We start from the raw sequence: 14254 nt of genomic DNA, 5'->3' as shown, positions 1-14254 counted from the left end.
TCCTCCCCCCGGCTACGGGGGGAGACATAAGCAACACTTCTGACCGACAACGCATGAGTGCGGGATAAGTCGCATGTTTTGTATTACCTTTGCTGCTATTCTACGACCACGCATTTTCTACCCCTTATTTTCATGAGGTTATTCTGTGGATCACTTACCCATATTCTGCCAGTTGCGCCAGCGGGATTGTTTACTGGTTGGCGGCGGGGATGTCGCCGAACGCAAGGCCCGTCTGCTACTGGATGCTGGCGCAAACGTCACGGTCAATGCGCTCGACTTCACCCCGCAGTTTCAGGTGTGGGCCGATTCACAGATGCTAACCCTGGTGCAGGGGGAGTTTATCCCCTCGCTGCTGGACACCTGCTGGCTGGCCATTGCCGCTACCGATAATGAGACGGTGAACCAGCAGGTCAGCGATGCAGCCGAAGCGCGGCGTATCTTCTGTAACGTGGTGGATGCCCCGCGCCAGGCCAGCTTTATTATGCCGTCCATCATCGACCGCTCGCCGCTGATGGTCGCCGTCTCTTCGGGCGGGACATCGCCGGTGCTGGCGCGCCTGCTGCGCGAGAAGCTGGAGTCAGTCTTACCCCTGCATCTCGGCCAGCTGGCCCGCTATGCCGGCCATCTGCGCGCGCGCGTTAAGCAGCAGTTTGCCAGCGTGGGCGAACGCCGCCGCTTTTGGGAGAAGCTGTTTGTGAACGACCGGCTGGCGCAGTCGCTGGCCAATGACGATCGGCAGGCGGTGGCGGATACCACCGAGCAGCTACTGACGGAGCCGTTGGAGCATCGCGGCGAGGTCGTCCTGGTTGGCGCCGGTCCCGGTGACGCCGGGCTGCTCACGCTCAAAGGTCTGCAGCAGATCCAGCAGGCTGACGTGGTGGTTTATGACCGGCTGGTTTCCGACGACATCATGAATCTGGTGCGTCGCGATGCCGACCGGGTGTTCGTCGGCAAACGTTCTGGCTACCACTGCGTCCCGCAGGAGGAGATCAACCAGATCCTGCTGCGTGAAGCGCAAAAAGGAAAACGCGTGGTCCGGCTGAAAGGCGGCGATCCCTTTATCTTTGGCCGCGGAGGGGAAGAGCTGGAAACCCTTTGTGAGGCGGGCATCCCCTTCTCCGTTGTTCCAGGCATCACCGCCGCCTCCGGCTGCTCCGCCTACTCGGGGATCCCGTTAACACACCGCGATTTCGCCCAGGGCGTCCGCCTGGTCACCGGCCACCTGAAAACCGGCGGCGAGCTGGACTGGGCGAACCTGGCGGTGGAGAAGCAAACCCTGGTGTTCTACATGGGTCTGAACCAGGCGCCGGCGATCCGCGAGAAGCTCATTGCTCACGGCATGGCTGAAGATATGCCCGCCGCCATCGTCGAGAACGGCACCGCCGTGTCGCAAAAAGTGGTCAGCGGCACCTTAGGGCAACTGGATATCCTGGCGCAGCAGATGGCTAGTCCGGCGCTGATCATCGTCGGTCGCGTGGTTGGCCTGCGGGATAAACTGAACTGGTTCTCGAACCACTAACCTTCGCCTCCCCCGCGTGGACGACAGACATAAAAAAAGCGGGATAATATCCCGCCTTTTTAGCTGTTGCGTCGCTTACGGCCTGGCGACAAAACCAATCGCTTCGTATACCGCTTTCAGGGTCTGAGAAGCGCGCGCGCTGGCTTTCTCTGCGCCGTCTTTCATTACCTGGTTGAGAAACGCTTCGTCGTTACGGAAACGGTGATAGCGCTCCTGCAGCTCAGTCAGCATACCCGACACCGCTTCAGCGACTTCACCTTTCAGGTGGCCATACATTTTGCCTTCAAAATGCTGCTCCAGCTCAGGAATGGTTTTCCCGGTGACCGCGGAGAGGATATCCAGCAGGTTGGAGACACCCGCTTTTTCTTTCAGGTCGTAGCGTACCACCGGCGGCTCGTCGGAGTCGGTCACCGCGCGTTTGATCTTCTTGACCACCGATTTCGGATCTTCCAGCAGGCCGATGACGTTGTTGCGGTTGTCGTCGGACTTGGACATCTTTCTGGTCGGCTCCAGCAGCGACATCACGCGTGCGCCGGACTTCGGAATAAACGGCTCAGGCACTTTAAAGACATCGCCATAGATGGCGTTAAAACGCTGGGCGATATCGCGGCTCAGTTCCAGGTGCTGTTTCTGATCTTCCCCTACCGGAACCTGGTTGGTCTGATACAGCAGAATGTCAGCGGCCATCAGTACCGGGTAATCAAACAGACCGGCGTTGATGTTCTCCGCGTAGCGCGCGGACTTGTCTTTAAACTGGGTCATGCGGCTCAGTTCGCCGAAATAGGTGTAGCAGTTCAGCGCCCAGCCTAACTGGGCGTGTTCCGGCACGTGCGACTGAACGAAGATAGTGCTTTTCTGCGGATCGATGCCGCAGGCCAGATACAGCGCCAGGGTATCCAGCGTCGCCTTGCGCAGCTGCTGCGGATCCTGACGCACGGTAATGGCGTGCTGGTCCACGATGCAATAGATGCAGTGGTAATCGTCCTGCATGTTTACCCACTGACGCAGCGCACCCATGTAGTTGCCAATGGTCAGTTCACCTGAGGGCTGTGCGCCACTAAAAACGATGGGCTTAGTCATGTTTCAATTCCTGAGTTTCACTGTGCGGTAACCCGAGAGCGGGTAAGAGTTCATTAAACTGGTCGAAGAGATAGTCCGGCTCGCTCAGCGCAAGCGGTTCGCCATAGTTATAACCGTAGGTCAGGCCGACAGAGCAGCAGCCTGCCGCTTTGGCCGCCTGAATATCATTGCGCGAATCGCCGACGAACAGCAGCTCGGCAGGAGCCAGAGAGAGCTTTTCCGCTACCAGCAGCAGCGGTTCCGGATGCGGCTTTTTGTTCTGCACGTCATCGCCGCCAATCACCACGGTAAAATATTTCGCGATATCGAGCGCGTCCAGCAGCGGGGCGACAAACGGCGTCGGCTTATTGGTGACCAGCGCCAGCGGCAGGCCTTTGGCATGCAGCGCGCCGAGCGTATCGGCCACCGCCGGGAACAGGAAGCTACCCTCTTCCGCCGTTTCGGCGTAATAGCGATCAAACAGTTTACGCAAAATGCGCAGCTGTTCGTCTTGCGGAATATCATGATCGTCGACGGAAGGCTTACCCATCGCCGCCCGTAACGTCGCACGCTCCTGACGAGCCCAGGTCAGCGCCCGCTCCATCAGGACATCGGCGCCGTTGCCGATCCAGGTGACAACGCGTTCTTCTCCCGCCACCGGCAACTCCAGGGCGTAGAGGGCGTTATCAACCGCCGAGGTTAGACCCGGCGCACTGTCCACCAGCGTGCCGTCGAGATCAAACGCGATGCCGCGGATCGCCTGTAATTTATCCATGACTCACCTTCGCTAATTCACTACGCATTTGATCAATCACTTTCTTGTAGTCCGGCTGACCGAAGATCGCCGAACCGGCAACAAACATATCCGCACCCGCCGCGGCGATTTCGCCAATATTGCTGGCTTTCACGCCGCCATCCACTTCCAGGCGAATATCGTAGCCAGAAGCATCGATGCGCTGGCGTACTTCACGCAGTTTATCCAGCGTCTGGGGAATAAAGGACTGGCCGCCAAAGCCCGGGTTAACCGACATCAGCAGGATCACGTCCAGCTTATCCATCACGTAATCGAGGTAGCTCAGGGACGTCGCCGGGTTAAACACCAGGCCCGCTTTACAGCCGTGCTCTTTAATCAGCTGCAGGCTGCGATCGACGTGTTCGGAGGCTTCAGGATGGAAGGTGATGATGCTGGCGCCGGCTTCGGCAAAATCAGGAATGATGCGGTCGACCGGCTTTACCATCAGGTGGACGTCGATTGGCGCGGTAATACCGTAATTGCGCAGCGACTTCAGCACCATCGGGCCAATCGTCAGATTCGGCACGTAGTGGTTGTCCATGACGTCGAAGTGCACGACATCCGCACCCGCCGCCAGCGCCTTCGCGGTATCCTCACCCAGACGGGCAAAATCAGCTGACAGAATCGAAGGGGCAATCAAATACTGCTTCATCCGCATCTCCTTGAAATTTATTTGGTCTTAGGCGGACGGTAGAGCGCTAACAGCTCATCCACCTTTTTACGCGTACCACCGTTGCTGCTGATGCTGCGCCGAACCTTCACAATATGTGTTTCTGCCGCGTTTTTATACCATTCCTGCGTCAACGGTGTGCGGTGGTTGGAAATCAGCACCGGGATCCGCTTTTTCATCAGCGATTCCGCCTTTTGCGCCAGCAGTACCTGTTGTTCCAGATTGAAGCTGTTGGTGTGGTAGGCGGTAAAGTTCGCCGTCGCCGTCAGCGGCGCATAGGGTGGATCGCAATATACCACCGCGCGGCTATCTGCACGTTGCATGCACTCTTCATACGATTCGCAGTAAAACTCGGCGTTTTGCGCTTTCTCGGCGAAATGATAGAGCTCTGCCTCGGGGAAATAGGGCTTTTTATAGCGGCCAAACGGCACATTAAACTCGCCGCGCAGATTGTAGCGACACAGGCCGTTGTAGCCGTGGCGATTCAGATACAGGAACAGCACCGCGCGACGCAGCGGATCCTGGCTTTGGTTGAATTCATCACGATACTGGTAGTAGCGCTCAGCGACGTTGTTTTCCGGGACAAACATCTCACGCGCAGCGGCGACGTATTCGTCGGTACGCAATTTAACGATGTTGTACAGGCCAATTAAGTCACTGTTGATATCCGCGAGGATATAACGAGAAAAGTCGGTATTGAGAAATACCGACCCGGCGCCCACAAAGGGCTCGATTAAGCACTCGCCTTCCGGCAAATGCTTTTTAATATCGTCAAGCAGGGGGTACTTCCCCCCTGCCCACTTCAGAAAAGCGCGATTCTTTTTCATGCTGCCTAACTAATTACACGTTCTCCGGCTGTGGAGAAAGCTCCGACAGCATCCTGCGCTTAAGACTACCCCACGGCATTATTTCAGGTCAGCCTGTACCTGATGCAGTGGTTTTGCCCATGGATTTTTCGCCTGCACGTCCGCCGGCAGCGAGGTGACAGCGCGTTTCGCTTCTTCTTTCGAAGCATAGATACCGCTCACCAGCACGTACCACGGTTGGCCGTTACGCGACGTTTCATAGACAACATATCTATCCAGCTTCTCTTTCTTCGCCCAGTTGTTCAGGTTGTCGTAGTTAGAGGAGCTGCTGAGCTGCAGGGTATAGTTACCCGACGGCGCAGATTTCATTGAGCTCACGTCACCTGCCGTTTTACCGCTCTTCGCGGCTGGCGCTGCCGTTGCGGCTGGCGCGGCAGTGGTGGTGGACGCTGTTGCTACCGGTTTGCTCTGCGCTGTTGCCACCGGTTTGCTTTCGGTTACGGTGGTTTTCGCCGGGGCGGTAGTCGCCGCGCTTTCAACATGCTTCGGCTGAACCGGCTTCGTTTCTACCGGCGCTTTTGCCACGGCCTGAGGCTTCGTCTGCGGCTTCGCTTCGATAACGGTGTGCTTACGCTCTGCCGGACGCGGCGTTGCAGCCGTCTGACGCTCGGTCGCCTGGCGCGGCGCCGCAGTGCTATTGGCGCCATTACGGATCGGCGCGACGGTTGCCGGTTCAGTTGGCAGCGTCGAGTTAGCCACGGCGCCGTCCAGCTGGCCCTGCTGCTGGGTCAGCGCATTGTTCAGATCGCCCTGAACTTCAATACGCTGCTGGCCCTGCGGCTCTGATACTGCCTGGCCCTGCGTCGGGTTCGCGGCAATAGGCGGAACCGTTACGTCCTGCTGTGGGGTGGTGTTGACAGCAGCAGTCTGATCCTGACCGGCAGCAGGCGTGCTGGTGGACTGATCGTCAGACAAATTAATGCTCTTCTCGCCGGAAGCGGTCTGCTGGCTGGACGAGGATGGCGATTTCAGCGCAGAACCAATACCCACGATTAACAGCAGCAGCACCAGAATCCCCACGCCCATCATGATGTACTGACGGGAGGCAGGTTTGGCCGGCGCTTTTTTACGCTTGCGCGGACGACGCTCTACAGGCTGCTCTTCGAGCAGTTCCTCGTCTTCCGCATCCAGTTCTTCTTCGAACTCTTCCTCTTCACGCTCGCGACGGGCCTTACCGGCGCGCGTCGGACGGCCTTCATCGGCATCAAGATCGACGTCGTCAAAATTGATCTGCGGATCGGCATCACGCTCGGAAGACTGACGGGAACGACCAGCACGACGATCGTTGCGATCGGCTTTCATATCGTCTTCTGGTTTGAAATCATCCATTTAACACCCCACTAAAAGGCTTATGCTCACGATTATTGCACATCACCCGAAATGATAACGCCGCGCGAACGCGGCCAGACCTTCTTATTGTTGCGCCTGCTGAGTATCAGCAATCGCGCCAAGAACCACATCATGCGGCACTCCGCCGCGCAGCTCGCTGCTTCCTATTGCGAGCGGGAGCACCAGCCGCATGTCGCCCGCCAGTACTTTTTTATCGCGCATCATATGGGGCAAATACGCCTGCGCACTCATCTCCTGCGGGCCGCGTACCGGTAAGCCTGCACGCTTGAGCAGATCGATAATGCGCTGTGTATCCTGCGCGCGGAACTGCCCCAGCCGTTCGGACGTATGCGCCGCCATCACCATACCTGCCGCCACCGCTTCGCCGTGCAGCCAGTTACCGTAGCCCATTTCCGCCTCGATAGCATGGCCGAAGGTATGTCCAAGATTGAGTAAAGCACGTAACCCGGTTTCACGCTCGTCGGCAGCCACAACTTCCGCTTTCAGCTCACAGCAACGGCGAATACAGTACGCCATCGCTTTTTCATCCAGCGCCAGCAGCGCATCAATGTTGTTTTCCAGCCAGCTGAAGAATTCGCCGTCGAGGATCACACCGTACTTGATGACCTCAGCCAGTCCGGAAGCGAGTTCACGCGCCGGGAGGGTCTTCAGACAGTTAAGATCAACCACCACCGAAACCGGCTGCCAGAAGGCGCCAATCATATTTTTGCCGAGAGGATGGTTCACTGCGGTTTTGCCGCCGACCGACGAATCGACCTGTGACAGCAGAGTGGTAGGGACCTGGATAAAACGCACCCCGCGCTGATAGCTTGCCGCGGCGAAACCGGTTAAATCACCGATTACGCCACCGCCAAGCGCCACCAGCGTGGTGTCGCGGCCATGCGGTTTTTGCAACAGCGCGGTAAAAACAGTATCCATCACCGCCAGGCTTTTATACTGCTCGCCATCGGGCAGGATCACGCTGTCAACGTTGACCCCTGCCTGCTCCAGCACAGAGCGGACGGTATCCAGATAAAGCGGCGCCAGCGTTTCGTTGGTGACCAGCATAGCCTGGTCGCCCGACTTGAGTGGCAGGAAGGAAGCTGGATCGTTAAACAAACCAGCCGCGATGGTAATCGGGTAACTACGTTCCCCGAGGGTAACAGTAAGCCTCTCCATAACGCGACGTCCACCTCAGTGACTTTTACTCTGACGCACTTTTATTAAGCCAGAATCAATTGCTTTCCAGCATATGAATAATCTGGTTCGCGACGACTTTCGCACTCTGATCGTCTGTGCGGATAGTCACATCGGCGATCTCTTCATACAGCGGGTTACGCTCGTCAGCCAGCGCTTCCAGCACTTCACGAGGCGGCGCATCGACTTGTAGCAAAGGACGCTTTTTATCGCGCTGCGTACGGGCCAACTGCTTCTCGATTGTCGTTTCCAGGTAGACCACCACGCCGCGGGCGGAGAGACGGTTACGCGTTTCACGGGATTTTACAGAGCCGCCGCCAGTCGCCAGCACAATCCCCTGTTTTTCCGTCAACTCATTGATAATTTTTTCTTCACGGTCGCGGAAGCCTTCTTCGCCTTCAACATCGAAGACCCAGCCCACATCAGCGCCAGTGCGTTTCTCAATTTCTTGATCGGAATCGTAAAATTCCATGTTGAGCTGTTGGGCTAACTGGCGCCCAATAGTGCTTTTGCCGGCACCCATAGGCCCAACCAGAAAGATATTGCGTTTCTCTGCCATTTTTTCGGTACTACTAAGACTATTCGTTAATGATAAACCCGCTTCGCAGACACCCAGCGCCGCAGGGCATGAACTGAAACCTCATATGCAATAGAGCGAGAGTCAGACTAAAAATTATCTCAATACTCCGGCTGGTTTGGCAACTGAATAAAATCGCCGGACAATAAAGGGAGGATTGATGTCGTACCCGACTCTCAAATCGGTACCCCTTGTATGCTAAATCCGTCCTCACGTCAAACACCTGAAACGTGTTTAGCATGAAAAACCTGCTTAACGTACCGCCAGAATCCGTGGCGTAATAAAGACAACCAGTTCACGGCGTTCATTATCTTTCCCGTCGCGACGAAACAGACGCCCCAGCACCGGGATATCGCCAAGCAGCGGGACGCTGTCGCGGGCGGTTTTGTTTTTCTGCGAAAAGATGCCGCCCAACGCTAACGTCTCGCCGCTGCGAACTTCCACCAGGGTTTCTATCTCCTGTTTATCGATGGCCAGCGCCTCGCCATTATCCTGCTTCAGCACCTGACCCGGCGTATTTTCGCTGATCCTCAGCTTCAGCCGCACTCTTCCCTGCTGCAGCACCGTCGGCGTCACCTCCATGCCCAGCACGGCCTCTTTAAACTCCACCGACGTGGCGCCGCTTTCACCGCTGGAAACCTGATAGGGGATCTCGCTCCCCTGCTTGATGCTGGCGGGCTGCATATGCGAGGCCAGCAAACGAGGGCTGGCGATAATATCGACCTGCTGCTTGCGCTCCAGCGCGGAAAGTTCCAGTTCGAGTAAGCGACCGTTAATCTTACCGATGTTAAACCCCGCACGGGTGCTGGCATCGTTCACCGACATATCGCTGCTCAGGGTGGTGATTTGTCCTGATCCCGGCGAGCCTCCGGCCTCCGCCAGCCGCCACTTCACCCCCAGCTCGCGAAGGCTGGTTTCGCTCATCGACACGATATGAGCGGCCAGCTCCACCTGTCCGACGGGCAAATCCATCTCCTGCGCCCAGTCTTTCAATGCCGGCAGATGCCGGGCATCATCGCGGATCAGCAGCCGGTTGGTCCGTTTGTCCGCCATCAGGTGCCCCCTGGCGCTCAGCAACTTACCGCCCGTTTTAGCCAGCTCCTCGGCATCGGCATAGTGCAGGGTCACGTTCTCGGCCTGCAGGGGCAGGTTCTGCAGGCGTTTCTCCTGTTCCGCTTCACGCTGCGCCTGATTCGCCTTTTGCCAGGCCTGGGTATGCGCGTAGATGACCGTCCCCTGCTGTTGCAAAGAGAGGCCTGCGCTATCCGCCACCGCCCGCAGCGCCTGGGTCCAGGGGACCGTTTGCAGATGCAGGGAGAGCGTACCGCTAACGTCCGGCGCCACAACAAGGTTCTTGTGGTTCATTTCGGCCAGCGCTTGCAGCACATGAGCCACCGGCGCGTCATCAACCACTAGCGAAATTGTCTTTTCATTTCGGGCGGCGGGCGCCGCCAGCGGCAGCAGCAGAAGCAGTAGGCTTATCCATCGCATCATATTGTTTCCCTTCACGTTGCCAGCGCCACGCTGGCGGTTCACACCCCGCAGGCGTGACGATCTCCAGCTCGCCGGTCGTCAGCCGGCTCACCCGCCAGCCCGTGGGCAATTGATCATCCATGCGCACCCGCCGCCATTTGCCGCTCCCGTCCTGCAGAAACCCCGTCCAGCCTGCGCCATCCCCGGCCGCGCCGCCATAGCGCCATTGTGATAGTTGTGCCGTGCGGCAGGGATCCTCTACCGGCTGAAAAGGATCGCGCTCGGCCGCCAGCAGCGACAGCGGCAGCCACAGTAAAGCCCAGCGTTTACGTCCCATCTTCCGCCTCCAGTTGCAAACGCAGGCGGAGCACCTGCGCCTCACGCTCCAGCGAGAACGATCGCGGGTTCATCCCGCAGCGCGCCAGCCAGGAAAAAAACGCGGGCAGCGTCTGCCAGGGCAGGGTCAGCTCCATCTCGCCCCCGCTTCCCTGAGGTCGCCAGGCGATAAGCTTCACCCCGGCAAGCGGAATGGCTATCGGCGAAAACGGCTGCTTGTCGATGCCCTCCACTGGGATTTCACCGGCGGGTATGCGCAATGCCATCACCCGACGCCATTGCATCTGCAGGACGGGGTCGCGGGACACTGCCGCCAGCGGCGGCCCGTCAGCGCACCAGAGCGTAACGCCGAAGCCCAGCCCCCCCATCGCGAACAGGGTCAGCAGCACCGCCTGGCTGCGCCGGCTGCTAATCCACATCGGCACGCTCTTCTGCAAGGGTAAAACTGAACTGCCAGCGTCCCTCGGCGTCGCGCTGCGTTCCGCCCGCTTTTGCCGGCGCGAATCCCGCCACATTGGTCAGAATGCGCTCCAGTCCGGCCAGCGCCTGAAGGTTGAGGGCCAGGCCGTTCACGGTCAGAACCGCGCCCTGGTAATCCAGCCGCGTCAGCCACGCCTGCGCGGGCAGATCTGCCGCCAGCGCCAGCAGCCTGGGTTGCCAGGCGGCGATCGCCGCTCTACGCCGTTGCTGTTGACGATGACGCTGGTGCTGCTGCCACGCCTCGCGCATTGGAAGCTCGCGCTGTTTAAGCGAGGCGAGCAACTGCGCGTCGGCCGTCGCGTGGAGTGTCGCCAGGGCGAGATGCTGCAGACGGACCGTGCGACATACCTGCAGGATCATCAATCCCAGCAGCATAATGCCGGTAGCAATCAGCAGGATGAAGCGCAGGCGCTGGCGCCGCCGCAGGTCGCGCCAGGGGAGAAGATTAACGGCATGCGTCATGGTGTTCACTCCCCAGCGCCAGCCCAAGGGCGATAGCGTAGCGATCGCCATCGACCGGCAGAGGAGGCTGCCGGCGGTGAATGACCTGCCAGACATCTAAGTTGCTGGCCTCGTCGCCAGCGTCAGCGCACAGACGCAAAGGAACCTGAAGCTGCTCCGCCAGCTGGCTTAACGACTTCACCTCATCGCAGGTGACACAACCCCAGGCCTCCTGCGTCGCCCATAGCCAGTGATTTTCATCCCGCCACGCGAGGCCCTGCGACTGCGGGTTCAGCAAGGGGACAAACGCGCCGAGCGCGCTGGCATCCGGCACGATGGCCGCTACCCGCAGTCGTAGCCGTCCTGCCAGCGCCCGCAGGACATTGATGTCCAGCCGCTGCGCCGCCGTGACCTGCCAACCGTCATCCCGCGAGGTGGGAGCATAATCAATGCTTAAGGAGGCGGCGGGCATCGCCAGTTGCTGGGTCATCGCGCTGGCTATCCACGTCGCCTGTTCACGATCCCGCAGGGCGAACTGGGGATAAGGCAGGCGCTTTTGCAGCGTGCGAACGGCGGGGAAAGCGATACTGACCTGATGCTGCACCGGTAGCTCCCGCCGCCAGGCGCTAAGCTGTGCGCCAAGGGCGCTGACGTCCACCACCATCCCCTGCCGTACCAGGCCTGGCGGCAGCGGAATACGCCACCAGCGGCGCAGCGCCCAGTGTGAGCGTTCATGCAATAGCGCGACAATGGCGATGCTATCCTGCTGGATATGCATCCCGATCCGCCAGTTTCTGAAAGCCATGCTTACGATCTCCTTATCCGGCAAAACTGTCCGGCTATATCAATGCACCTGGCTTGCCTTTATACTACCGCGCGTTTGTTTATAAACTGCCCAAATAAAACTAAATGGGAAAACACCGGTGAAGTTCGTAAAGTATCTATTGATCCTTGCAGTCTGTTGCGTACTGCTGGGAGCAGGCTCGATTTTTGGCCTCTACAAATACATAGAGCCGCAACTCCCCGACGTCGCAACCCTGAAGGATGTGCGTTTGCAGATCCCGATGCAGGTCTATAGCGCCGACGGTGAGCTTATTGCGCAATATGGCGAAAAACGCCGTATCCCTGTGACGCTGCAGCAAATTCCCCCCGAGCTGGTGAAAGCGTTTATCGCCACTGAAGACAGCCGTTTCTATGAGCACCACGGCGTCGATCCGGTGGGTATTTTCCGCGCCGCCAGCGTGGCGATGTTTTCAGGCCATGCCTCCCAGGGCGCCAGCACCATCACCCAGCAGTTAGCACGTAACTTCTTCCTCAGCCCCGAGAAGACGTTGATGCGTAAGATTAAAGAGGCCTTTCTGGCTATCCGCATCGAGCAGTTGCTGAACAAAGATGAAATCCTTGAGCTGTATCTGAACAAGATCTACCTCGGCTACCGCGCCTATGGCGTCGGCGCCGCGGCGCAGGTCTATTTTGGCAAACCTATCGACCAGTTGACCCTGAGTGAGATGGCGGTGATTGCCGGTCTGCCGAAAGCGCCTTCTACCTTTAACCCGCTCTATTCCATGGATCGCGCGACCGCCCGTCGCAACGTGGTGCTGTCGCGTATGTTGAGCGAGGGGTACATCACCCAGGCGCAATATGATGAGGCGCGCAGCGAAGCGATCGACGCAAGCTATCACGCGCCGAAAATCGCTTTCTCCGCCCCTTACCTGAGCGAAATGGTGCGCCAGGAGATGGTGAATCGCTACGGCGAGCAGGCCTATGAAGATGGCTACCGGGTTTACACCACCATTACTCGCAAGAATCAGCAGGCAGCCCAGCAGGCGGTACGCAATAACGTGCTGGATTACGATATGCGTCACGGCTACCGCGGCCCGGCCAGCGTGCTGTGGAAAGTCGGTGAAACGCCGTGGGAGACGAAGAAAATCATCGACTCGCTGAAGCGTCAGTCTGGCTACGGCCCGCTTTTCCCGGCGGTGGTCACTTCCGCGAATGCCCAGGAGGCCGTCGCGCTGTTGGCTAACGGCGACTCGGTTTCTCTGACGATGGACGGCGTGCGCTGGGCCCGGCGCTTTATCTCGGATACGCAGCAGGGGGCGACCCCGCGTAAAGTCAACGACGTCCTGCAGGCCGGGCAGCAGATCTGGGTTCGTAAAGTGGCTGACGGCTGGTGGCTGTCACAGGTCCCGGACGTCAACTCAGCGCTGGTCTCCATTAATCCGCAAAACGGCGCGATTATTGCTCTCGTCGGCGGGTTTGACTTTAACCAGAGCAAGTTCAACCGCGCCACTCAGGCGCTGCGTCAGGTCGGCTCCAACATTAAGCCGTTCCTCTATACCGCCGCGATGGATAAAGGCTTAACGCTGGCCAGTATGCTCAACGATGTGCCGATCTCGCGCTGGGACGCAGGCGCAGGATCCGACTGGCGGCCGAAGAACTCGCCGCCGCAGTATGCCGGTCCGATTCGTTTACGCCAGGGGCTTGGACAGTCGAAAAACGTGGTGATGGTGCGCGCTATGCGCGCCATGGGCGTTGACTATGCCGCCGAGTATCTGCAGCGCTTTGGCTTCCCGGCGCAAAACATTGTCCACACAGAATCGCTGGCCCTGGGCTCCGCCTCCTTTACGCCCCTGCAGGTTGCCCGCGGATATTCGGTGATGGCCAACGGCGGCTTCCTGGTCAACCCGTTCTTTATCAGTAAGATTGAGAATGATCAGGGCGGCGTTCTCTTCGAAGAACGTCCGAAAATCGCCTGCCCGCAGTGTGATTTACCGGTCATTTACGGTGATACGCCAAAATCCAACGTGCTGGAAAATAAAGATGTGGAAGATGTCGCCACCTCGACGGAACCGCAGAACGGCAACGTGCCGCCACAGCCGCAGCTGGAGCAGGCCAACCAGTCGCTGGTTGCACAGAGCGGCGCCCAGGAATACGCGCCGCATGTGATTAACACGCCGCTGTCGTTCCTGATAAAAAGCGCACTGAACAGCAACATCTTTGGCGAACCGGGCTGGATGGGAACCGGCTGGCGTGCCGGACGCGATCTGCAGCGGCATGACATCGGCGGGAAAACCGGGACCACCAACAGCTCGAAGGATGCCTGGTTCTCAGGCTACGGCCCAGGTGTAGTGACTTCGGTATGGATCGGCTTTGACGATCATCGTCGCGATCTTGGCCGCACCACCGCCTCCGGGGCGATTAAAGATCAGATCTCCGGCTATGAGGGCGGTGCTAAAAGTGCCCAGCCGGCCTGGGACAGCTTTATGAAGAGCGTGCTGGAGGGGGTGCCGGAAGAGCCGTTAACCCCGCCGCCGGGGATCGTCACGGTGAATATCGACCGCAGCACTGGTCAGTTGGCTAACGGGGGCAACAGCCGCGCGGAATACTTCATTGAAGGAACCCAGCCCACGCAGCAGGCGGTCCATGAGGTGGGCACCACCCTGACTGACGGCGGTGGTGAAACCCACGAACTGTTCTGACAAAAAAAGCGCCTGCGGGCGCTTTTTTATTG

14 protein-coding genes are annotated in these 14254 nt (G+C 58.7%); 2 read left to right on the top strand and 12 right to left on the bottom strand.

Annotation, left to right across the window (positions count from 1 at the left end):
• The first annotated feature begins 145 nt into the window (after positions 1 to 145).
• A complete protein-coding gene (gene cysG / locus AS136_RS09525; protein WP_012967144.1) occupies positions 146 to 1519 on the top strand; it encodes a siroheme synthase CysG in 1374 nt (457 codons plus the stop codon).
• Positions 1520 to 1594: 75 nt separating this feature from the next.
• On the opposite strand, the gene trpS is transcribed toward cysG, so the two are convergent.
• The 12 genes from trpS to AS136_RS09465 form a co-directional block, all read right to left on the bottom strand.
• Entirely contained in the window at positions 1595 to 2599 is a 1005-nt protein-coding gene (trpS, locus tag AS136_RS09520) for a tryptophan--tRNA ligase (RefSeq protein ID WP_008807022.1), read from the bottom strand.
• On the bottom strand, positions 2592 to 3353 hold the full coding sequence (gene gph / locus AS136_RS09515; RefSeq protein WP_012540418.1) for a phosphoglycolate phosphatase: 762 nt from the start codon (positions 3351 to 3353) through the stop codon (positions 2592 to 2594). Before gph ends, trpS begins: the two co-directional genes overlap by 8 nt.
• Positions 3346 to 4023, bottom strand: coding sequence for a ribulose-phosphate 3-epimerase (gene rpe / locus AS136_RS09510; RefSeq protein ID WP_008807020.1), 678 nt, complete (start codon positions 4021 to 4023; stop codon positions 3346 to 3348). Before rpe ends, gph begins: the two co-directional genes overlap by 8 nt.
• Before the next feature lie 17 nt (positions 4024 to 4040).
• The gene (dam, locus tag AS136_RS09505) at positions 4041 to 4868 is read right to left on the bottom strand and encodes an adenine-specific DNA-methyltransferase (RefSeq protein ID WP_008807019.1); all 828 of its coding nucleotides are present in this window, start codon (positions 4866 to 4868) and stop codon (positions 4041 to 4043) included.
• A 78-nt stretch (positions 4869 to 4946) separates the two neighbouring features.
• Positions 4947 to 6236 (bottom strand): cell division protein DamX, encoded by a 1290-nt coding sequence (damX, locus tag AS136_RS09500; RefSeq protein ID WP_032739008.1) that lies wholly within the window; start codon positions 6234 to 6236, stop codon positions 4947 to 4949.
• 84 nt (positions 6237 to 6320) lie between these two features.
• Positions 6321 to 7415 carry a 3-dehydroquinate synthase gene (gene aroB / locus AS136_RS09495; protein WP_008807017.1) on the bottom strand — a complete coding sequence of 365 codons (1095 nt, stop codon included), beginning with the start codon at positions 7413 to 7415 and terminating at the stop codon, positions 6321 to 6323.
• A gap of 55 nt (positions 7416 to 7470) precedes the next feature.
• A complete protein-coding gene (aroK, locus tag AS136_RS09490) occupies positions 7471 to 7992 on the bottom strand; it encodes a shikimate kinase AroK (RefSeq protein WP_002920267.1) in 522 nt (173 codons plus the stop codon).
• Positions 7993 to 8262: 270 nt separating this feature from the next.
• Positions 8263 to 9504: a DNA uptake porin HofQ gene (gene hofQ / locus AS136_RS09485; RefSeq protein WP_032739009.1), complete on the bottom strand. Its 1242-nt coding sequence runs from the start codon at positions 9502 to 9504 to the stop codon at positions 8263 to 8265.
• Positions 9440 to 9820, bottom strand: a complete 381-nt coding sequence (locus tag AS136_RS09480) for a HofP DNA utilization family protein (RefSeq protein ID WP_023323338.1) — start codon at positions 9818 to 9820, stop codon at positions 9440 to 9442. The genes hofQ and AS136_RS09480 overlap by 65 nt, the downstream gene beginning before the upstream one ends.
• Positions 9810 to 10238 (bottom strand): HofO family protein, encoded by a 429-nt coding sequence (locus tag AS136_RS09475; protein WP_023323339.1) that lies wholly within the window; start codon positions 10236 to 10238, stop codon positions 9810 to 9812. The genes AS136_RS09480 and AS136_RS09475 overlap by 11 nt, the downstream gene beginning before the upstream one ends.
• Positions 10228 to 10761: a PilN domain-containing protein gene (locus tag AS136_RS09470; RefSeq protein WP_012540413.1), complete on the bottom strand. Its 534-nt coding sequence runs from the start codon at positions 10759 to 10761 to the stop codon at positions 10228 to 10230. Before AS136_RS09470 ends, AS136_RS09475 begins: the two co-directional genes overlap by 11 nt.
• Positions 10745 to 11545, bottom strand: a complete 801-nt coding sequence (locus AS136_RS09465; RefSeq protein WP_012967139.1) for a type IV pilus biogenesis protein PilM — start codon at positions 11543 to 11545, stop codon at positions 10745 to 10747. Before AS136_RS09465 ends, AS136_RS09470 begins: the two co-directional genes overlap by 17 nt.
• Before the next feature lie 118 nt (positions 11546 to 11663).
• Here AS136_RS09465 and mrcA point away from each other — a divergent pair, with 118 nt between their 5' ends.
• Positions 11664 to 14222: a peptidoglycan glycosyltransferase/peptidoglycan DD-transpeptidase MrcA gene (gene mrcA / locus AS136_RS09460; RefSeq protein ID WP_008807011.1), complete on the top strand. Its 2559-nt coding sequence runs from the start codon at positions 11664 to 11666 to the stop codon at positions 14220 to 14222.
• Positions 14223 to 14254: the final 32 nt, after the last annotated feature.

It is taken from the genome of Klebsiella sp. D5A (assembly GCF_001620885.1).
Lineage (GTDB): Bacteria > Pseudomonadota > Gammaproteobacteria > Enterobacterales > Enterobacteriaceae > Klebsiella > Klebsiella variicola.
Note: the sequence above shows the minus strand (reverse complement) of the source record. Positions and strands in the feature narration are given on the sequence as shown.